The sequence below is a fragment of the Enterococcus sp. DIV2449a genome (assembly GCF_051711225.1).
Classification (GTDB): domain Bacteria; phylum Bacillota; class Bacilli; order Lactobacillales; family Enterococcaceae; genus Enterococcus_D; species Enterococcus_D casseliflavus.
Genome location: NZ_JBIOME010000001.1, coordinates 1,302,173 through 1,322,382 on the forward strand (window position 1 = coordinate 1,302,173; position 20,210 = coordinate 1,322,382).

The following is a 20,210-nucleotide window of genomic DNA, read 5'->3' on the forward strand; positions in this document are numbered from 1 at the left end:
TTTGTGAGAGCCGCTTTTTTTGCTGTGTTTAGAGAACAAAGAAGAAAAAGGGAATCAGCAGCTGCCATGCCAGAAAAATCAAAGATACAGTCAGCGCCCACTTCTTCATTTTTGGCTTAGGCACAACGGATTCAGGCATCAAATACACAAGGGAAAAAACCGTGAGAAAAAATAGCAGGGTCAGTGGTTGGACGACAAAGGTCAGCCAGTTCATAGGAAACGCTCCTTTCAAGAGGTTTGATGATTCTTTGTTTCGGTGTGGTAATTTACAATTTCATTATATATTTAATGTTTCGGAAAGGCAATGTGTACGTGGGAATCGCAAGTGTCGCAACGAAAGGAATCAGAGAGAAAGACTTGGCACGCATTGATCGGCGAAAAGTGATTTTTTCATCAAAGCAGATTGAATAAGAATGAGTGAGGATGAATAATAAAAAAATCCCCTCGAAAGGGGATCATGAGCCGTAATCCTTACGAAGGGGATGAAAGGAGCTACTTCATAGGTATAGATCGTCTTTGTTGTAGTCAAAAGGCATTAAGAGGGCGTTTTGGCGCGAGTCAGGCGCAGCTGCAGTCAACGTTTTCTACTACGCAAATAAAAAATATACCCAAGCAGACTAGCAGAATTCAAGAAACCCATAAAATAAACGGTTAGTTTCATATCTGGCATGACATAGGAGTATTCTAAGATTTTACAAACAAAGATGATCAAAGAAACAGTGATCGTTAGAGAAACCCATGTGAAACGCGGCAGTCGTTTGGTTAGGAAGACCAAACCTAACGAAAAAAAGATGACTGGTACCCAAAAGATCAAGCGAGCAAGTTGGATCATTTTATCTCTCCTCATTCGTATTGATTTGAGTAAAAGGATAGCTTAAAACGCTTGTTATTAAAAATGATAGCCATTGCTTATGAGTATTTTTTTTTCGAAGCGTGTGTTTTCAACTTAAGGCATGGGCGTAATGCTGCTCTTTAAATTCTTTTGGTGTTTGCCCCGTCACTGCTTTGAAATTGCGGATAAAATGGCTCTGATTGGCAAAGGCTAATTGGGTGCTGATTTTTTCGTAGGAATAGTCTGTGAACAACAATAAATGTTTGGCTTCACTGATTTTTCGTTCCTGAATGTAACTGTGGATCGTTTTGTTCATTTCTTTTTTGAATTGATTGCACAGATGGGTCTTGTGTTTTTGAGTAATGGCAGCGAGGTCATCAATGGTCACTTTTTCGTAGAGATGGCTATCAACATGATTCACGATCGTTTTGACTAGCAGTGATTTTTGCGCTAGCGGGTAGCTATGTAAAAGCTCCATGAAGCGGTAGGTCGCTTCTTTGATATAGCGAAGGCATTCCTCTGCAGAATGAATATAAACCAGACCTTGAATCAAGGAATCAGATAAGCCGAATGCTTGGTTGACTGGTACTCCTTCATCAATGCTCATGCGGGTCACGACAGCGACAAATGCCGAAAATTTTAGTTTTAAGCCTTCAAGTTCATGAGGAGAGAGCGAAACGCTGTAGGTCTCTTTCATTTTGTTGAACACCCAAACCACTTTTTCAGGCTCATTACGTTTGATGTAGTCGAGATAACGCAATTCAAAATGGTAGGAATCAAAAGTGGCTTCATGCACCCGACGTTCGTAAAGATTGGTTTCCAAACTAAGATCTGTTTGCATTGATCGGTCATGAGGCTCGTTTTGGTAATGCCAATGAATTTGGTCTTTTGCAAGAGGTTGCTCCGCAAACAGCGTATAAAGCAGCTGGATGTACTCTTCAAAGGAGTATTTGTCTTCTTTTGAGTAGTGCACATTGTAGTGGTATTCGTGTTCAAGAAATAGGTAAGACGTATCTGGTGTACCAATCACACCACAAGGGCCTATGACCATATAACAGGTTTTTCCAGTTAACTGAAATGCAAAACAACCAAGCATATATTTGCCGTAATGATAGAGATTCGCAACTGGGCCGTTCGTTTCTTCCAAATAGTGTTTCAGAGGATTCTGGGCTGTTAAGGTGAGTGGGGGATACAAAGGAGTTCCTTCTTGATCCAAGAGGATCATCGGGATCAAATATTTGCGATACAGCAGATCCATGGCGGTCGTAAGTGTTGTTTTGTTCATGAGACACCTCAAAGTCCAAACATTGTTTTTTCTTTTAGTATAACGTAAATTTTTTCGCATTCAATAAATATTTTATTATAAATAATATTTTTTTAGTATATCTAAGGAAGAATTCTTCCTATAATTCAGATAAATAAAACGGTTACAGGAAGGAGCAAACATGGATAGTAAAAAATTGAAAGAATTGTTTCAGCAATTGACGCCAGAAGAAAAAATCGCTCAGACGATTCAATTGAATGGCAGTTTAGTCATTGAAAATGAGGTGATGTCTACTGGCCCAATGCAAGATTTAGGGCTTCCACCAAATTTGAAGATTCACGAGATTGGTTCGATTTATAATGTGAACGATTACCAAAAGTTGATTCAGTTACAAAGGGAAACGTTGGCACACAGCCGACTTAAGATTCCCATGCTGTTTATGTCTGATGTCATCTACGGGTTTCGGACGATTTTTCCGATCCCCCTTGCGCAAGCAGGTTCTTATGATTTTGACCTGATCGAGCAAGCCGCTGAGATGACCGCCAAAGAATGTTACCAAAATGGCCTTCATGTGATATTTTCACCCATGCTGGATCTTGTTCGCGATCCTCGCTGGGGGCGGGTGATGGAGTCGCCAGGAGAAGATGTTTATACTGCCAAACGTTTTGCTAAAAGCGTCGTGACCGGTTACCAAGGTAATCTTGATCAAGGAGTGGCAGACAATCACGTTGCTGCTTGCATCAAACATTTTGCTGGTTACGGTGCACCCGAAGCAGGCAGAGAATACAATACGGTCGATATGTCGAATCAGCGCTTATTCAATGAATATTTGCAACCCTATCAAGCGGCGATCGAAGCGCAAGCACTGCTAGTGATGACGGCCTTCAACCTATTGAATGGTGAACCTGCAACGGGTAGCTGCTGGCTGAACCGAGAGATTTTGCGCGAACGATTCGGTTTTGATGGGGTATTGGTCTCCGATCATGCGGCCATCAAAGAATTGGTCCCTCATGGCTTTGCCAAAGATGAACGGGAGGCCGCTCAGAAAGGTTTGGAAGCGGGCGTTGATTTTGATATGATGACATCGGTCTATGCGACGCACTTGCCAGAACTGATCAAACAACCCGAATTAGCCGCGTTGCTGGATGAAGCAGTCTGGCGAATTCTCGTATTAAAAAATCAATTAGGTTTGTTTGAGGAACCCTATCGAGGGTTGAAAACGCAACAGACTGGAGAGGTTTTGTCGGAGGAAGCCAAAGAGCTAGCCGTTAAGTTAGTGGAAAAAAGTTGCGTGCTTTTAAAAAATGAGGGCAGCTTACCTTTGAAAAAAGACCAAATCGTCGCTGTGATCGGTCCTTATGGAGAAAGCCGGTTGACGTTAGGCTTTTGGGCGTCAGTTAGCGGCAAGCCACAAGATACGATTCCTTTAAAAACTGGTTTGCTGAAGCACTTCGCACCCGAAAACCTAATCTTTGCACGTGGATACAATCTATTCGATTCGTATGAGCAATTTGGTCCTTTAAAAGTCGGGATCGAACAGCTGAATGGACCGATCGAACCAGAAGACCAGCTGCTTTTAGAAGCCGTCAAAGCGGCTGAGGCTGCAGAGGTCATCGTCTTGACTTTTGGGGAACAATTTTTGGAGAGCGGCGAAGGGGCATCAAAAGCTCATTTGCAGCTACCAATGAAACAAATGCGTTTGATCCAAGCGTTGAAAAAAACTGGTAAGCCATTGATTGGCGTGCTTTACACTGGCAGACCGTTAGTCTTAACACAAGTGGAAGCATTATTTGATAGTCTGTTGCTCGTCTGGTATCCAGGAACGATGGGCGGGATCGGGATCGCCAATCTGTTGAGTGGGCAGGCTTCTCCGACGGCAAAACTGGCGATGACCTTTCCTCGTAGTGAAGGACAGATTCCACTATACAGTGCCCAGATGCCAACAGGCAGACCTTTGACAGATAGTGAGCATTCTGATCGCTTTTTGTCAAAATACCGCGATGAATCAAATGAACCCTTATTCGCATTTGGTACAGGTCTTAGTTACAGTACGTTTACTGGTGAATGGCTTGGTAGTGAAGTATCTAGCGAGACGATCCAATTGGCTTATCGAGTGAAAAACCAATCAGCAACAGCTGCAGAAACCATCATCCAAATTTATCTCATGCAGCGCCCAGCGGCAATGGTTCGTCCAAGTCGTCAATTAATCGCAAGTGACCTCATCTCATTCGCGCCCCAAGAAGAAAAAGAGCGCAGATTGTCACTGCCGTTGTCAGAACTTGTTTACTATGACAATCAAGGGTCCAAACATTTTACCAAAGGTACTTATCGATTCCTAATGCGGATCGATCAAAAAGAAACGATGCTTAGTGTAACGATCTAAACTAAAGGAGTGAGAAAAAATGGAAAAATTAGAAGCATTTTTAAGTAGCAAACTATTACCAATGTCACAAAAATTACAACAAAACAAAGTGTTGGCCGCTTTGATGGAGGGTTTTATTCGAACAAGTCCCATCACTTTAGGAATTGCGTTTATCACAATCATTGGAAATTTTCCGATTCCCGGTTGGACGGACTATTTGACGAAAATTGGCATTTTCCAACATGTTGAAGCGATCACCAACGGAGCAACTGGCGTTTTTGCCTTGTATGTCGTATACAGTTTGGCGTATTCTTACGCAAAACAGTTAGGAAGCAACGAACGCAACTCGGCGATTATTTCTTTAGCTAGTTTCATTATGTTGATGCCCCAAACCGTCGCAACAACTGTCATGCAAGATGGCCAAGCAGTGGAACAAACGATTGGTGCTTTGAAGCTTGATTTCTTAGGCGGTCAAGGACTGTTTATCGGCATGCTGACCGCTTTGTTGGTCACTCGCTTTTATGCTTTCTTGTCGAGAAAAAATATTATGATCAAACTGCCAGACAGTGTTCCCCCAATGGTGACCCAGTCCTTAGCACCAGTTTTTGTTGTCACGATCATTTTTGCAGTCGTCTTTGTCTTACGTGTCTTATTTGGGTTTACTTCATCTGGTTCGATTTTCCAATTCTTTATCGATGTGATCAATGCGCCGCTGAACTCCTTAGTTGCCAGCCCGCTATCGATCATCATCATTATGGAATTATTAGCCGTTTTATGGTTTTTCGGAATTCATAATGCAGTTTTACAAGGACCGCTCGGCGCGATTAGTATGACCATGGTCGTTTCGAATATTGCCGCTTACCAACAAGGACAAGACCTGCCTTATCTAATTCCTTCAGTGATTTATATGGGCATGTATGCTGCTGGCTTCATGGGCTTTGTGACCTTCTTTATGATCCGCAGCAAATCGGCAAAAATGAAACAATTAGGAAAATTGTCGTTTATCCCGTCGATCTTTAATATCACAGAGCCAATCATGTTCGGGATGCCGATTATTTTGAATCCGTTGTTCTTTATTCCGCAAGTCTTCACACAATTGATCGCTGGCTTTGTGACCTGGGGATTGGCGACTACGATCCTCCCAATCAGCTTGAATCCAACCATGAGTCTATTGCCATGGACGACACCGACTTTTATCAAAATGCCCTTTTCAGGAGGGCTTAACTACACGATCTTAATGATCATCTGTATGCTGATCGGTATTGTGATGTGGTATCCGTTCCTAAAAATTGCGGATAAAAAAGAGTACGAATTAGAAATGGCTGCTGAAAAAAAGCAAGCAAGTGAAGCAGCAAAAATGACAGAAAAAGTCGTGGAAGAAATTCAAGCGTAAACAAAGGAAGTGGCACATTTGGTTTATTTAGGAATTGATATCGGTGGGACGCACATCAAAACGGGATGGGTCGAACACAACGAGGTCAGCAAACGGCAGACCATTTTAACTCCTACAGCTTTGGAACCCTTTAAAGAAGCTATCAAAGGGCTATTGCAAAGCTATGCCCGTCAAGTTTCTTTCACTAAAGTGGCGATCGCAGTCCCTGGTTCAGTTAATGAAACAGGGACGGTCTTCTTTGGTGGTGCCTTGCCATACCTTGATGGGGTAAATTTGCCAGAATTGATCTGCCAGTTAAGCGATGGCATGGTGACAGAGGTTAGTGTCGAAAACGACGCAAAAGCCGCCGCGCTAGGGGAAATGAAAGCTGGCAATCTGCAAGGGATCCAAAATGGTGCGGCGATCATTTTAGGAACTGGCGTAGGGGTCGGCCTTTGTCTCAATGGAACACTCTATCGCGGGCATCATGGACAAGCTGGTGAAGTCAGTTTTATGATTCGTGACCGACAAATGAGAGGCGCGGACTCTTTTGTGGGGATCGGTCTTTCGGCTGTCGGATTGATTGAGCGTTTGGCTGCTAGTATGGCTGTTGCGCCTGAGGGTCCTTTGGTCTTTGATACCCTTACGAAAACTGCCGATCCTGAGGCAGAAGCATTATTTTTAGCTTATACCAAAGAAATCGCTGTCTTGTGCTTCGATCTTCAGTGTCTTTTAGCTCTGGAGAAAATCGTTATCGGTGGCGGAATCAGCCGTCAACCACGCTTGATCGAAGCCATAGCTAGCAGCTATCAAGCTATTTTTAAAACCGCACCAATCATTGAGAAAACGCTGCAGCCAGTTGCGATCCAAGCCGCTTATTTTCAAGCGGACGCCAATTTGATCGGCGCAGCCAAGGAGGAACCGTGGGATGAGTAAATTTCCGGAAGCATTTTTGTGGGGAGCATCCACTAGTGCTTATCAAGTAGAGGGCGCATGGGCAGAAGACGGCAAAGGTCCCTCAGTGCAAGATATCAAAGAGATTCCGCAAGGGACTACTGATTTTAAAGTAGCATCAGACCACTATCACCGATATGAAGAAGATGTGAAATTGTTTAAAGAATTAGGGTTAAAAGCCTATCGTTTTTCCATATCATGGAGTCGAGTCATGCCCGATGGTCAGGTCAACCCAGCAGGATTGGCGTTTTATCAAAAACTGATCGATCTGCTACTAGAAAACGAGATTCAACCGATCGTCACCGTTTTCCATTTTGACCTGCCTGTTGCGATCGCGAAGCAAGGTGGGTGGGAAAACCGAGAGACGATCCAAGCATTTGCTGATTACTGCCAAGTACTGTTCGAAAACTTTGGTCATCAAGTCCCGCTATGGCAAACCATCAACGAGCAAAATGTGATGGCACTTGCTGGTTCGGTCATTGGGACGAGTCAAAAATCCATGAAAGAAAAATTTCAAGAAAATCACCATATGCTAGTGGCCCAAGCATTGGTCACCCAACAGTTTCATGCAGGTAATTTTAGCGGCAAGATTGGCCCAGCACCGAATATCGCCAGTGTCTATCCAGCTTCTGAAAAACCAGCTGATCAGCTGGCAGCTCTTTCTATGAGTGCGCTGAGAAATTGGTTATTCCTAGATGCGGCTGTTTTCGGCACATACAACCATAACGCATGGCATTTGTTAGAGACGATTGGTGCAGCACCGACAGTCACTGAAGCAGATCGAAAGATTTGGCAGCTGGAACCTGTGATTACATCGCATTGAATTATTATAATACGATGACCGTCAGCAGCTATTTTCAAAAAGAGACAAAACTCGATCAACAGTCTGGTTTCGGGATTCCTGGCTTTTTCCAAGCAGTAGAAAATACTCATTTGCCCATGACTGAATTCGGCTGGCCGATTGATCCAGAGGGCTTTCGCTTTACGTTGAACGAAATCTATTCCCGTTATCGTCTACCGCTCTTGATCACGGAAAACGGGATCGGTGCCAAAGATGTTTTGACAACTGATGGAAAAATCCACGATGATTATCGCATCGACTACTTGCAGCAGCACATAAAGCAGCTGGCATTGGCGATCGAAGACGGCGTCGATGTGATCGGCTATTGCCCGTGGAGTGCCATCGATCTTGTCAGTACTCATGAAGGCATCGCTAAACGTTACGGGTTTATCTATGTCAATCGCACGGATGAGCAGCTGTTGGACTTGGCGCGATACAAGAAAGACAGTTTTTATTGGTATCAAAACGTCATCGATAAAAACGGGTTAGGAGAGTAAGCGGTGTTTATTCAGGAATATCTATTTGATCAAGAAGCACAAGCCGGGTTGACGGTTTATCTGCACGAGGAAAAAGCGGAGTATGATCGGGTGGGGGATCGACCGTTTGTCTTGGTGATCCCTGGCGGTGGCTACTCCTTTTGCAGTGAGCGAGAAGCCGAGCCGATCGCTTTAAACTTTGCTGCCCAAGGCTTTCACGCCGGGGTCTTACGCTATCATGTGGGGGTGCATCGCAGTTTCAGCCTTTCCTTAGTAGATGCCGAAAAAGCGATTGCTAAAATCCAAGAACTAACCAGTGAATGGAGAATCGACGCCGAAAAAATCGCTGTGATCGGTTTTTCGGCCGGCGGTCATCTAGCGGCGGCGCTATCGACGATCTCCCATATGAAACCAAGTTTATGTCTGTTAGGCTATCCAGCGATTTTGTCCTCATTTGCCACAGTCATGCAGATTGACGCGCCTTCATTAAATGAATGTGTCACAAAAGATACGCCGCCCACCTTTTTATTTTCAACCTTTGAAGACAATGTCGTTCCTATCGAAAATTCATTGGCGTATCTGCAAGCCCTAGAAGATCACGAGGTTCCCTTTGAAAGTCATATTTTCCAAAAAGGACGTCACGGTCTTTCTTTGGCGACCGAACGCTTCGGTAATCGCAAAGAAATGGTCGATCCACGCTTTGCCCGTTGGTTTGATGAATGCGTCGAATGGCTAGAGTTGAACTGGGCAGATAAAGTTGCCCAGCCAGCTTTGTTTCCTGATTTAGGGCAGTGGCCAATTCGAGCGTTGCTTGAATCAGGGGAAAACAGACGCTTGCTGTTGCAGGCTTTTCCATCATGGGCAGACAAAAGCCGCTTAAAAATCGTAAAAAACATCAGCTTGCAGCAACTACTAACAATCATGCCAGAAGCGTTTGAAAATGTTTCTTATCAAAAGCTTGTATCGCAGCTGATTGATCCTAGAAAGGAAGAGTAAAAATGAAAGCAATCCTGGTCCATGAAAGCTATAAGGCTTCAACAGAATTGATCACCCAAGAACCACAAGCGATTGAACAGTTATCAGCTGTTCGTAACAGTACTGCTGCTTGTCAGCTGCTGCTGCACGATGGCAATCGCAATCATTATATTATTGGCGACGAGTTTTCGATCCCCGATGAAATCGAGATTCCCATGATACGTGTTGAGATTTTTAGCGAATTGCCGGTCAAAGCGCAATTCGTCGATTATTATGTCGGTCAGCAGGAATTGGCGTACGCCGATAAATTGCTTGAACGAACTGCCAAAACCTATCCTGGCGATCGCTTTGCGCCTCTTTATTTAGAGTGGCAGATCGATGAGACGATCAAACCACAAGCATATCCCGTGAAAATCAAGGTCTATCGGGCACACTTGACTAGCCATGAGGAGTGCTTGTTAGAAAAGAACCTAACGATTGAAGTGGATGGCTTTACTTTTCCAAAAGACTATTTAGAGACGTTCCACTTAAATATGTGGCAGCAGCCCAGCAATTTGGCTCGCACCTTTGACGTTCCGTTATGGAGCGATGCGCACTTTGACTTGATCAAGGAAATGGCTGAGAGTCTCGCTGCGATCGGACAAAAAGCGATCACAGTGATCGCCGGAGAGATCCCTTGGAAGGGCTGGTTCAATTACATCGTCAAAGATTATCCCGCCAATTTATATGAGTATTCGATGGTCAAGGTCAAAAAGACGCCAGACGGAGAACTGTCCTGCGATTTTTCTGTGCTGACACGTTACCTTGATTGTTTTTTTGCTGCGGGCATCAAAGAAGAAATTGATGTGTTTGGTTTATTAGGGGTCTGGGAACCGCCATTTTTTCCGTTAGTCAACTTGGACCATCCAGAAAAATTGGTGATTCGCTTTTATGATGAGGGGAAAGGCACCTTTGGCTTTATTAATCAAAAAGCTGAGTTGCAGGAGTATCTACGCCAAGTATTTGATTATTTTAAAGGAAAGAATCTGTGGGAGAAGGTTCGCATCGTTTCTGACGAACCGAAGAAACATCAAATCGACAGTTTCCGAGCCTCGTTAGCTGTTTTAAAAGAAATTGATCCGTCGATCCAGATCAAAGCTGCTTTTGATAAAGAAGACGTGTTATTTGAGCTGCTGCCAGTGATCGATCATCCTGTGACTTCCTATTACTGTACTTGCAACCATTACGAAACACTGATAAAAAGCCATCCAGGGAAGATGCAGTACTATGTCTGCAATTATCCCGACAAACCGAATACCTTTTTGCATAGTCCCTTGTTAGAAACGCGAATGCAAGGAATCTTATCGTATCAGTTCAAAACAGACGGCTTTCTGCGTTGGGCATACAATTGCTGGCCAGAACAGGCTCGGACCGATATTCGATACAATACGAGCTCACTACCGATCGGTGATCTTTGTTTCGTCTATCCTGGGAATCACGGACATATATTGTTGTCTCTGAGATATAAGCAACTCCAACGGGGAATTGAAGATTTTTATCTTTTGAAGACAGCCCAAGCTGCTCAACCGAAGCAAACGGACGATTTGGTAGCAGATTTTCTAAAAATCACGGATACCAAACGTTGGATGATCGACAGCCATCATAGTCATCCCGATGTTTTTTTGCAAACCGCTGAGGAGATGGAGGCATTTCGTCAGGCACTTATCACACTTTTGGTAAAATAATCATTTTCTTAAGCGTCGCCGTCGACGAGTCATCCCTAGAGGAAGGCTTCGATGAGGCGACGTTTTTGATCGTGATTTAGCACGGTTTCCAGCATGAACAAGCCTCCTTATTTTCGGTGTTTCGTTTTTTCTACTGAGCGTTTCGTTTCTCATTCCCTCCATCTTCCTTTACACTTTTAAGTAAGGTCATAACAAACGATGACAAATAAGAAGTAGAAATAATCAAGGAGGAAACGAGCATGTCAGAAAAAATCAACAATCCGTTAACGAAGTATTATGATGGCAAATTTGAAAAACAGGTGCAAGAAGCACCGGCGATTCAAGGAAAGATGCAGCCAGTACCTGATTGCGGGGAGGAAAGCTACGCAGGTTCAGGCAAATTAGCTGGACGCAAAGCATTAGTGACCGGTGGTGATTCTGGTATTGGTCGAGCAGCAGCGATCGCTTTTGCCAAAGAAGGCGCCGATGTTGCAATCAACTATCTTCCTTTTGAAGAAGAAGACGCGCAAGAAGTCAAAGCAGTCATTGAAAAAGCTGGACGCAAAGCAGTCTTGATTCCAGGAGACTTGAAAGATGAAACCTTCGCTCGTCAATTGGTTCATGAAGCAGCCAAAGAATTAGGCGGGTTAGATACGTTGGTTCTAAATGCTGGGATGCAACAAGCGGTGAAGGACATCAAAGAGTTGACTACGCAACAAATTCAAGATACCTTTACAACGAATATCATCTCGATGTATTGGACAGTCCAAGAAGCATTGGATTACTTACCAGCTGGTGGAAGCATCATTACGACCACTTCGATCCAAAGTGCGGAACCAAGCGCCCATCTTTTAGACTATGCAGCCACGAAAGGTGCCATTACTTCCTTTAGTAAAGGGCTAGCTGCGCAATTAAGTGAAAAAGGCATTCGGGTCAATACCGTTGCGCCTGGTCCAATTTGGACGCCACTTCAAATTTCTGGTGGACAACCACAATCTGCGATCCCAGAATTTGGTCAAAAAGAATTGATGAAACGTGCTGGACAACCAGTCGAATTAGCGCCAGTCTATGTTTTCCTAGCCTCTGATGAAGCAAGCTATGTAACTGGTCAAGTGTACAGTGTAACGGGTGGTAGCTTCTTTGCTTAACAATCCCTGGATAAACTTGTAGGAAAAAAGCTCGAGCAAAGATGCTCGGGCTTTTTTTGCGGATGAAAATGGAATCGGCAGCTTACTTTCCTTGTTTGGCAAACATCTTGGTCATCATCAGTTGATTGATCTTTGCAAAAACGGCTGCCCACTCTTGTTCGGCTTGCAGGTTAGACAGTAAGACTAATTTTTCGGAAAAAATCACTTCTTCATAGCTATCGGTGATCAAAAGATCGGCTGCTTCCATCTGGTTAACAAAAGTCACTGAAGCTTTGGAATAAATCGAACGGATCCTTGTCTCGATCATTTGCTTCGTGCGGTATTGGATCGTCGTTTGAATATAGATCGACACGGTCGGGGGCGTATTCATCTGTGTTTCCAAATATAAGAGATGCGCGAGATAAGGCAACTGTGTCTGTTCAAAATACTCTTTGTCCAAGTCAGCAAATGGATACCTTTCAACATGGGTCAGTAAAAGCTTGCAGATTGCTTCATAGGTTCTGTCTTTCGAAGGAGCATTTTCAGTCAACAGTTGGTGTTCGAGCTGCCACACTTCCAGAAGATCGATGCCGATAATGATCGAAAGATTGAAGACCAGCAGACAGCTGCTTAATAATTTTTCGAATTCGGCGGCTTCCTGACTTGGAGCAAAGGTATCGTGCCAGTCTTTGATCATTGCAGTGAAAAAGCGCACAAGATCGGTATCAGAATGTTTGATCTCTTGGATGATCGCTTGATTCTTCTCTTGGGGAATCACCCCTGGCAAAAAGACATGCAAAAAGAAATTTAAGTAAAGATATTCTGACTGAAGCGTCTTTTCTGAGGCATAATCGGCACTCAAAAAAAGTGATTCGAGGATTTCTTCTGGTAAAAAACAATAGAAATTCATCAATCCCATGTATTTATCAGGAATCGGCGGCAAATATTTTTTCTGGATCGTTCGGCTGACTACTGCTTGCCAAAATGCAGCGAGTTTATTTTTCGTCAACGGATCAAAGTGAGAAACAGCAAAGAACGCTGTAAACTCTTCGATATTTTTATGGGAAACGCTCGGCAATAGCCACAAATCAGCAGGCGCACTTTGGGTCAAGAAACTGTATGTGAAAATACGGATATCAAGCTCTTTTCCAGCAAGAACGATGCGGTTATTCAGGTCTGTTCGAATTTGGATTTGAAACTTTTCCAATAGTTGGTTGATTTTCTTGATCAACCGATACATATGCGATTGGCTGATATGCAAATCCAAACATAATTGCGTCAAGGTCATTTGCGGGCGCCCAATCAAGTAGTGAATCAAGGTATATTGTGTGGAGTTGAGCAAATAATGATACATCAATTTTGCATAGAAAGGTTCATCATCCTCTGCTCGCTCAACAAAATACTGATTGTAATGATTTTTTGATAGAAGCAGGTGAGGGGAAAGCAACTGCAAATCTTCATTTAAAAAATAAATATATTTTTGCAGGCTTTTTTGCGGGATATTCAAAACTTCTGACAGTTGGACCAATGTCACCCCATTGGAATTGCAGACAACTTTGAAAATCTCTAATTTCTTTTCTTCTGCGGGAGAAATGAATTCTCGATACATAAGGGATTCTCCTTTTTGGCGTTTTTTTTACGCTAAATCTGTGAACCGTATGATAACCATGATGGATTATACTTATGATAGATGAGAATAGAATGAAAAAACACCAATTAAATTATTATTTTTTAAGGCTGTTTTTTCGATTACCCTCGGTTTCTCATTAAAAAAAGTGAAAGAAGAGATGAAAATGAACAAAAAGGTACTAATGTTAGGTTTGGTCGGAATGGGTTTAGGAATGGCGCCAACTGTGGCAGCTGCAGCAGAAGCGAATCCAACGGCTTCAATGACGAGTCAAGCAACTCTAACCATCGAACAAGGAATCTTGTCACTGGATCAGGTGACTAATTTTAACTTCGGTACAAGCAGTATCCAAGAGATTGCTACCGATGAACAAGTGATTCAAGCAACGTCGAATGAAGTGACATCGATCACGGATTACCGTGGACCGAATCAAGCTGGCTGGCAGTTGACGGCGCAATTATCGAAAATGACGAATGCTAGCGATAACAAGCTGGTAAATGCCAAAGTCACTTTAAATGGTACAACGGCTTCTGGCGATGCAGCGCTAGTCTCGGGCACCGAATTGATGGTAGGGGCAACAGACCCAACGCTGATTGCTTCTGCTAATGGCACAACTGGCTTAGCAACCAATGACTTTAACTTTTCCAATGCTTCATTAACCGTACCGAAGCAAAATGTGAACAGCGGCACTTATAGCGGCACGATCACATGGACCTTATCAAACACCTATCAAGCAGAATAGCAAGGAAAGGGCGACAATGAAAAAACAAATCAAGTGCTTCGTACTCATTAGTTTCTTTATCAGTTTGTGTTGCTTTATGAAAGTCACCGGTCATGCACAGACCACACGGTTCACTGTAACCCCAGAACTTCCCCAAAATCAAGTCAGTGACGTCAGTTATTTCGACTTACTGGTAAATCATGAGACCGAACAGAATTTGACCGTTGCCCTTCATAACACGAGTTCGGAAACCCTTACGATACAAGCATCCGCACTGAATAGTTACACAGCTGCTACTGGGATCATCGCTTATCAGGCAGCCGAAACAGCAGAGGATTTTGGCGGTGTGTCTTTCACGACTTTGATAAAGAAACCAAATCAAATGATTCAGCTTGCACCAGGGGAAACACGCCAAGTGGTATTTCCTCTTTCAATGAATGACAAGCGTTTTACAGGTGAAATCTTAGGTGCCTTTTCTTTTGAAGAAGAACAAATGGAGGGGCAAGAGGCTGAGGAAACAAGTCTTACGTCAACCTATAAAATCGTCCAAGGTGTCCGCCTTCGCCAGCAGTTAGATGCGCTACCTGATCCTGATCTTTCCTTGATCGAAAGTGAGGCGGTAGAAAAAGACGGCATCGCATCCCTAAAAAGCCGCATTGAAAATGATCAGCCAGTGGCTTTTGGGAGAATTGCTGTTAAGACAGTGATTCGTGAGCAAGACAGTGACAGCGTTGTGGGGGGATTTACTGCGGAAAGTTTTCAATTTGGCCCAAACTCCACACTAGATCTTTATAGCGCTTTTGATGAAGAAATCGTAGAGCCGGGAACCTACCACATTCAAATCGAGCTGAGTGCCCCACGTGGAACGTGGGTTTTTGAGGATAGCGTCACTGTTTCTCGCCCAGAAGCTGAAACGATCAATCGAAAAACGATCGTGGGATCAGGCTCTCTTCACAGCAACCGTTGGGTATATATTGTTGCAGTGGTCATTCTCCTGCTTATTTCCAGTCTATTGCTCCTGATGTATTTGCGACGAAAAAAATCAAAGGAAACAACAGAGCAGGAATGAGAGGGCTTCATTTAAGTTCTTGATCAAATAAAGCGGAGGATGACGATGAAAAAAATTTTTACGACACGTTTTTTACTTTTCTTCTTGTTAGGTATCGCCTTATTTCATACAGGAAACGCATCTGTTGCGGCGACCGTCGTGGAGCCAGATTTTGCGACGTTACCGATCGATGAGACCTTGATCACTACGGTGGGGCAAGCTGGTTCTCCGCAAGGATCGGATGGCTATAACTATGTTCAAATCAATGATGGCGTGACATCAAATGTCAGTGGGGGCGTTTGGTTCAACAAAGCGGTTTCTTTTACCCGATCTTTTCGTTTAGAAATGGCTTTTTGCATCGAAAATACAGCTACTGATAGCGATGGCTTAGCTTTTGTCATGCAAAGCAGTGGTGTAGATGCACTCGCTCAACAAGCAGGTCCAACGATTGGTGTTTGGTCGAATGTAGGGGGAACCGACCCACTGAATACCGGAGCGATTCCGCAAAGCTTTGCCATCGAATTCGATACTTACTACAATTCTGGTAGTCTGGGGGTCCATGGTGCCATGGATCGCGATGCACCGAATAGCCATCATATCGCATGGAATTTTCCAGGGTCAAACGACGCCTATACGACAGAAGGCTGGCTGCCGTCGTACAAGGTCGTCAACCATAAGGACCTTGTTGCGGTCACCGATATTTCTGATAGCCAATGGCATACATTTTCTGTTGAATTCAATCAGACGAATCAAACATTACACTATTCTGTCCCTGATTTTGGGGTCGATGTTACTGTACCGGTGGACGATACTTTTAGAACCAATTTGAATTTGACAAACAATGCGCCCGTATACTTTGGCTTTACCGGTGCAAATGGTGGAAACGTCCAAGAAAAAGCAGTTGCTTTTATTGACGTAGAAGGACTAGTCGCTATTGATATGCGAACCGGTGTCTTCGAACGCGACCCCAACAAGTTGTTACTGGATACCGAGACAGCTCTTAGTCAGACAGCAATAGTTGATGCAGAAAAAACAATTACCTATGCAACGTATCTCTCGTACAAAGACTCCAGTGATTTATCAGATTTAGAAGCAGGTATCAAGCTGAGTTCGATATTTCCAGAAGGGTTTTCTTTAGTCGATGAGACAGTGTATTTTGGTGGTCCTGATTTGATGGTAAATGGTATGCCAGAAGGCGGCACGCCGATTGATTTTAGTGTTGAAGCTGGTGAGTTGGTCGCGACCCTACCTGCATTAGCCAAAGGGAATGACTATCTTATCCACTATTCGATTACCTATACGGGGGCGCCGCTCAATGAGAACTTGAATCAAACGGTGCCTGTGCAAACGACCTTTCAAGGGAATGCCTTTGTCTCGAGTATCGTATCTGGCAGCCCTGAGACGCATTCCTACACAATGACCGGTGTGTTTCCGCCTACGCTGACAACGGGTGTGCCTACCTTAGCAGAAGCGAAAGAAACCCAGCAGCTCGTGCGGGAAAACCGTTTGTGCTTTACCCCGATTACCATCGATGACCGCAATTCAACGCAAGCACGCTTGTATGTTACGGATTTTTTTACGGAAGAAGAGACGGTGACGGAAGCAGATTTCTTAGAAACGGCACAGATAGAGCGAGCCACATTGGCAGATCCCTTTACATACACATTGGAACGAGATACCGCGAATCTGGAGCCGGGAACGACTTATTATCTTGCTGCTTTTGTGATCGATGCAGAGGGAAATCAATCAGAAACCCATTATTATGGCATTGATTTTCGAGGCAGTGTACAATTTCTCAGTGCGCCGGAGTCGATCAACGGACCGACAATCAATGTAAATGAGCTCGCACGATCGATCCGAAGTGATGGCTTTGCCTATCTTCCTGTTTCGTTTGATCAAACCTCGGCACTGCTGTCTATCAGCAACAGCAGTGAAGGGACTTGGCAGCTTAGTGGGCAAATGACTGATTTCTTGCAAGACCAGCAGCAGTTGGCAGAAGAAGTCCAATTCGTGATCTATGATCCGCTCGACGATCACTTGGTGGCAACAGTTACGAAAGAAGAAACGATCCTTTTTCAGCAGCTTCCCGACGGCGAGGCTGATTTGACCCTTGCTTTAAATGAATACAACTGCTATTTACGATTTGTTCCTGATTTTGATTTGATTCAACCGGGGACGTATACTGGTACGGTCAATTGGCAGTTGGAGAGTACGATTGTAGACTAATAAAAAAAACGCCATTACGGCGTTTTTTTTATTAAAGTTCTCAGTCGATCACTGCTAACTTTGTCGACTTTTCGCAATTTTTAAAACTAATGATAGGCCTGCTAAAGCAAAACTGCCGTATTTAACGAATTTTTCCAAGGAATCTAAAGTTTGCTGTTTTTTGCGTTTGCAGTCCGGACAGCTTTTTTCATTGCCAGTTAACTTCTTGCCGCATTTACAATGGTTCTTCATCTTTGCTCCACTCCTCGTCTCGTTTATTTTGATGACTTTCTCTACTTTAATTATACATGTTGCTGAAGGTTCTGTCTGAGATTATGCTGTCTCCATTTTTTGTGAAGGGCAATCTGGGCTGCTGGTTGTTTGGTTCAAATCGATCGCGCTAAAGGATGCGATCCTTGGCTGCTCATTTTTCTTTGTAGAAGAGAGGCAATCTATCTAAAAAAGGAGGGAAATCTGACAAATTTCTCATTTTCAGATGTTGCTGATTCGCTTTGCTTATCAGTTCAGCAAAATTTTGCTATTGTGGAGTAAGATTGAGGAATCAAAAAACGACTTCTCCTTTTTTTCTTGATTCTATCCTTAATCTGAGAACGAAAATCACCGATAGTATGCTATATATAGGAACAGGGAGCCATCCTTGACGATGTCGAATATGGCATTTGAATGAAAGGATTGATGAAATAAGTGATTTCTTCAATAATCTATACGGACACAAAGGCTTATTTGGATAAGGTGGTCGATCAAGCACTGTTGGATTTGTTAAAATCTGATTATCCCAAAGTCTATGATCATGTACAACAATTGATTGCTAACTTTGAAGAAACGATCCAACAAATTGATCACTCAAATTTTTGGCAATTGATGCCAGAGATTTTAGGCTATGATTCACGCTTTGTCTTGTTGAACTCGTTGCAATTGTCAGAAGACAAATTTTTGACGGAAATCGAGGTTATTCAGATGATCGAACGCGATTATCCGAATTTGAATAAAGAGTTTTGTGGCTATTCCTTAAAAGAAAAAGAGCACGAAAGCCTGATCTTCAACATCCAATAAGCGGTTCTTCTTAGGATCACTTGATAGAAAAGAAAGCGACTAGCGCATCTAGTCGCTTTTTTTTTATGGAGAAGAAGGAGAATTAAACGTGTTATTTATCATTAAAATAAAAATTATTTTGAAATTATGAATAAAATAGATTATTATTGGTATATAATCCTTTTAGTGAAAGAAAAAACAATCGTAAAATGAAGAGGATAGATAGCTTATGTCAATAGCTGCGATTGTTTTGATTAGAAAATAAGAACCAGCCTGATTGGCATGGAAAGGAGCAGTTATGGATTACTTGAGTTTTTCAAAAAAAGAGTGGGAAGTCTTAGTTTGTTTTTGGGCTGTGGATGAGCCGCTATGCTGTACCGAATTTAGTGAACGCTTCGGCTTGAATCGCAACACGTCATTGTCAGTGATTCGTAAGTTAGTCAATAAAGGGATACTTGAGATCGCAAGTATCAAGATGAGTGGGTCAGTTTTGGCTCGTCGTTTCCAACCAGCTGTCACCGAATTGGAGATTTTGCAAAGTGGTTTGACGGAGGAACAAATTTTTGAATTGGTAAAAATTGCGATCAAAAAAATTGAAGACCCAGAACAATTAACTCAGTTGCGAAATGTTATTGGCGAATTGAAAACCAAAGCTTCGTAGGTCATCCCGTTTTCTTCGCTGTTTGTTAGTGAAGGTTTAAAAGATAAAAAAATGATCCGCTGTGAAAACAGCGGATCATTTTTCTTGTTCTTGAAATTTTTGGACCATTTTGGTCGTCAATTCGTGGAGGACTGACAGTTCTTCCGGTTCAAGAGGCAAGAATTCAGTTACTTTGTAGGGGATCTCTAGTGCTTGTTCATGGAGTCTTTTGCCTGAATCAGTCAATGTGACCCGCAAGGAACGTTCATCGTCTTGATTTCGATTTCTTACTAGGTATCCTTTTGCTTCAAGCTTTTTTAAAACCGGTGTCAGTGTGCCAGAATCTAGACATAATTGCTTCCCCAATTCTTTGACACTGATCGCTTCATCTTCCCATAACACCAACATCACTAAATATTGGGTATAGGTCAAATTCAACGGGTCCAGTAAGTCTTTGTACTGTTTGATAATTTCTTTTGAAGCGGCGTATAGAGGAAAACACAATTGGTTTTCTAACGCTAAGACATTCATGTTTTCACCCCTTTTTCTAACATCCGCCTCTTATCATAGCTGTTTTTTCAACGAAAGTCTACTCGCTAACGGCTTTGACAGACACTTCAATGTTGCCAGCTGTAGCTTTTGAGTAAGGACATACGGTATGAGCGATTTCAAGCAATTCTTGTGTTTCCTCTGTTGATAAACCTTCGATTTGACCTTCGATCTCAACGCCTAAAACAAAGCTTGATTCACTTTCTGCGTATAACGTCACTTGTGCACTGACAGTCGAAGCACCGTCGATTCCTTTGTTGCTTTTTACTAATTCAAGGGCACTATTGAAACAAGCACTAAACCCAGCCGCAAAAAGTTGTTCTGGATTGGTGGCATTTTCAACACGTTTGCCAGGTGCAGTAATATTTAGTTCAAATGAATGATCGGGACTATGAACTTCTCCTGAACGGCCACCAGTGTTGATCATTTTTGTTGAATACATTTTTTTCATCATTTCTTCA

Annotated in this window: 18 protein-coding genes and 1 pseudogene; 13 read left to right on the plus strand and 6 right to left on the minus strand. The window is 43.0% G+C overall.

From position 1 onward, the window contains the following. Nucleotides 1-28 precede the first annotated feature (28 nt). A complete protein-coding gene (locus tag IGI76_RS06070) occupies nt 29-214 on the minus strand; it encodes a hypothetical protein (protein ID WP_074931802.1) in 186 nt (61 codons plus the stop codon). A 74-nt stretch (nt 215-288) separates the two neighbouring features. Here IGI76_RS06070 and IGI76_RS06075 point away from each other — a divergent pair, with 74 nt between their 5' ends. Next, nucleotides 289-411 (plus strand): hypothetical protein, encoded by a 123-nt coding sequence (locus tag IGI76_RS06075; RefSeq protein WP_438792254.1) that lies wholly within the window; start codon nt 289-291, stop codon nt 409-411. A 163-nt stretch (nt 412-574) separates the two neighbouring features. Here IGI76_RS06075 and IGI76_RS06080 read toward each other — a convergent pair whose 3' ends face one another. Beyond that, nucleotides 575-832 carry a hypothetical protein gene (locus IGI76_RS06080; RefSeq protein ID WP_194192974.1) on the minus strand — a complete coding sequence of 86 codons (258 nt, stop codon included), beginning with the start codon at nt 830-832 and terminating at the stop codon, nt 575-577. 109 nt (nt 833-941) lie between these two features. Beyond that, nucleotides 942-2,177, minus strand: coding sequence for a helix-turn-helix domain-containing protein (locus IGI76_RS06085; protein ID WP_194192973.1), 1,236 nt, complete (start codon nt 2,175-2,177; stop codon nt 942-944). Nucleotides 2,178-2,277: 100 nt separating this feature from the next. Here IGI76_RS06085 and IGI76_RS06090 point away from each other — a divergent pair, with 100 nt between their 5' ends. The 7 genes and pseudogenes from IGI76_RS06090 to IGI76_RS06120 all read left to right on the plus strand — a co-directional run bounded on the left by IGI76_RS06090 (nt 2,278) and on the right by IGI76_RS06120 (nt 11,927). Then, entirely contained in the window at nt 2,278-4,479 is a 2,202-nt protein-coding gene (locus IGI76_RS06090) for a glycoside hydrolase family 3 N-terminal domain-containing protein (RefSeq protein WP_194192972.1), read from the plus strand. A 19-nt stretch (nt 4,480-4,498) separates the two neighbouring features. Further along, nucleotides 4,499-5,851, plus strand: a complete 1,353-nt coding sequence (locus IGI76_RS06095; RefSeq protein ID WP_194192971.1) for a PTS sugar transporter subunit IIC — start codon at nt 4,499-4,501, stop codon at nt 5,849-5,851. Between the two features lie 9 nt (nt 5,852-5,860). Beyond that, complete coding sequence (locus tag IGI76_RS06100; RefSeq protein ID WP_194192970.1) at nt 5,861-6,766, plus strand: ROK family protein; 906 nt, start codon at nt 5,861-5,863, stop codon at nt 6,764-6,766. Next, a pseudogene (locus IGI76_RS06105) lies at nt 6,759-8,122 on the plus strand (glycoside hydrolase family 1 protein). The gene IGI76_RS06100 and the pseudogene IGI76_RS06105 overlap by 8 nt, the downstream one beginning before the upstream one ends. A gap of 3 nt (nt 8,123-8,125) precedes the next feature. Continuing rightward, complete coding sequence (locus tag IGI76_RS06110; protein ID WP_194192969.1) at nt 8,126-9,097, plus strand: alpha/beta hydrolase; 972 nt, start codon at nt 8,126-8,128, stop codon at nt 9,095-9,097. 2 nt (nt 9,098-9,099) lie between these two features. Then, on the plus strand, nt 9,100-10,800 hold the full coding sequence (locus IGI76_RS06115) for a DUF4091 domain-containing protein (protein ID WP_194192968.1): 1,701 nt from the start codon (nt 9,100-9,102) through the stop codon (nt 10,798-10,800). 239 nt (nt 10,801-11,039) lie between these two features. Next, entirely contained in the window at nt 11,040-11,927 is an 888-nt protein-coding gene (locus IGI76_RS06120; protein ID WP_005235175.1) for an SDR family oxidoreductase, read from the plus strand. An 82-nt stretch (nt 11,928-12,009) separates the two neighbouring features. On the opposite strand, the gene IGI76_RS06125 is transcribed toward IGI76_RS06120, so the two are convergent. Next, the gene (locus IGI76_RS06125) at nt 12,010-13,515 is read right to left on the minus strand and encodes a helix-turn-helix domain-containing protein (RefSeq protein ID WP_194192967.1); all 1,506 of its coding nucleotides are present in this window, start codon (nt 13,513-13,515) and stop codon (nt 12,010-12,012) included. A gap of 184 nt (nt 13,516-13,699) precedes the next feature. On the opposite strand from IGI76_RS06125, the gene IGI76_RS06130 reads away from it, so the two are divergent. From IGI76_RS06130 to IGI76_RS06150, 5 genes are all read left to right on the plus strand, one after another. Then, nucleotides 13,700-14,275, plus strand: a complete 576-nt coding sequence (locus IGI76_RS06130) for a WxL domain-containing protein (protein WP_228095012.1) — start codon at nt 13,700-13,702, stop codon at nt 14,273-14,275. 16 nt (nt 14,276-14,291) lie between these two features. Then, nucleotides 14,292-15,323, plus strand: a complete 1,032-nt coding sequence (locus tag IGI76_RS06135) for a DUF916 and DUF3324 domain-containing protein (RefSeq protein ID WP_194192966.1) — start codon at nt 14,292-14,294, stop codon at nt 15,321-15,323. 45 nt (nt 15,324-15,368) lie between these two features. Next, a complete protein-coding gene (locus tag IGI76_RS06140) occupies nt 15,369-17,528 on the plus strand; it encodes an L-type lectin-domain containing protein (RefSeq protein WP_194192965.1) in 2,160 nt (719 codons plus the stop codon). A gap of 684 nt (nt 17,529-18,212) precedes the next feature. Beyond that, the gene (locus tag IGI76_RS06145; RefSeq protein ID WP_015509452.1) at nt 18,213-18,581 is read left to right on the plus strand and encodes a DUF7006 family protein; all 369 of its coding nucleotides are present in this window, start codon (nt 18,213-18,215) and stop codon (nt 18,579-18,581) included. Nucleotides 18,582-18,858: 277 nt separating this feature from the next. Then, on the plus strand, nt 18,859-19,221 hold the full coding sequence (locus IGI76_RS06150) for a hypothetical protein (RefSeq protein ID WP_005225688.1): 363 nt from the start codon (nt 18,859-18,861) through the stop codon (nt 19,219-19,221). A 75-nt stretch (nt 19,222-19,296) separates the two neighbouring features. Here IGI76_RS06150 and IGI76_RS06155 read toward each other — a convergent pair whose 3' ends face one another. Next, nucleotides 19,297-19,731 (minus strand): MarR family winged helix-turn-helix transcriptional regulator, encoded by a 435-nt coding sequence (locus IGI76_RS06155; protein ID WP_015509453.1) that lies wholly within the window; start codon nt 19,729-19,731, stop codon nt 19,297-19,299. A 58-nt stretch (nt 19,732-19,789) separates the two neighbouring features. Further along, nucleotides 19,790-20,200, minus strand: a complete 411-nt coding sequence (locus tag IGI76_RS06160) for an Ohr family peroxiredoxin (protein ID WP_060792506.1) — start codon at nt 20,198-20,200, stop codon at nt 19,790-19,792. Nucleotides 20,201-20,210: the final 10 nt, after the last annotated feature.

What these genes read in the sequence shown, in the direction of transcription:
- IGI76_RS06140 (WP_194192965.1), top strand. Translation starts at nt 15,369, where the DNA reads ATGAAAAAAATTTTTACGACACGTTTTTTACTTTTCTTCTTGTTAGGT.
- IGI76_RS06075 (WP_438792254.1), top strand. Translation starts at nt 289, where the DNA reads ATGTTTCGGAAAGGCAATGTGTACGTGGGAATCGCAAGTGTCGCAACG.
- IGI76_RS06095 (WP_194192971.1), top strand. Translation starts at nt 4,499, where the DNA reads ATGGAAAAATTAGAAGCATTTTTAAGTAGCAAACTATTACCAATGTCA.
- IGI76_RS06070 (WP_074931802.1), bottom strand. Translation starts at nt 214, where the DNA reads ATGAACTGGCTGACCTTTGTCGTCCAACCACTGACCCTGCTATTTTTT.
- IGI76_RS06130 (WP_228095012.1), top strand. Translation starts at nt 13,700, where the DNA reads ATGAACAAAAAGGTACTAATGTTAGGTTTGGTCGGAATGGGTTTAGGA.
- IGI76_RS06125 (WP_194192967.1), bottom strand. Translation starts at nt 13,515, where the DNA reads ATGTATCGAGAATTCATTTCTCCCGCAGAAGAAAAGAAATTAGAGATT.
- IGI76_RS06135 (WP_194192966.1), top strand. Translation starts at nt 14,292, where the DNA reads ATGAAAAAACAAATCAAGTGCTTCGTACTCATTAGTTTCTTTATCAGT.
- IGI76_RS06160 (WP_060792506.1), bottom strand. Translation starts at nt 20,200, where the DNA reads ATGAAAAAAATGTATTCAACAAAAATGATCAACACTGGTGGCCGTTCA.
- IGI76_RS06120 (WP_005235175.1), top strand. Translation starts at nt 11,040, where the DNA reads ATGTCAGAAAAAATCAACAATCCGTTAACGAAGTATTATGATGGCAAA.
- IGI76_RS06085 (WP_194192973.1), bottom strand. Translation starts at nt 2,177, where the DNA reads ATGCGAAAAAATTTACGTTATACTAAAAGAAAAAACAATGTTTGGACT.
- IGI76_RS06155 (WP_015509453.1), bottom strand. Translation starts at nt 19,731, where the DNA reads ATGAATGTCTTAGCGTTAGAAAACCAATTGTGTTTTCCTCTATACGCC.
- IGI76_RS06080 (WP_194192974.1), bottom strand. Translation starts at nt 832, where the DNA reads ATGATCCAACTTGCTCGCTTGATCTTTTGGGTACCAGTCATCTTTTTT.
- IGI76_RS06115 (WP_194192968.1), top strand. Translation starts at nt 9,100, where the DNA reads ATGAAAGCAATCCTGGTCCATGAAAGCTATAAGGCTTCAACAGAATTG.
- IGI76_RS06150 (WP_005225688.1), top strand. Translation starts at nt 18,859, where the DNA reads ATGGATTACTTGAGTTTTTCAAAAAAAGAGTGGGAAGTCTTAGTTTGT.
- IGI76_RS06090 (WP_194192972.1), top strand. Translation starts at nt 2,278, where the DNA reads ATGGATAGTAAAAAATTGAAAGAATTGTTTCAGCAATTGACGCCAGAA.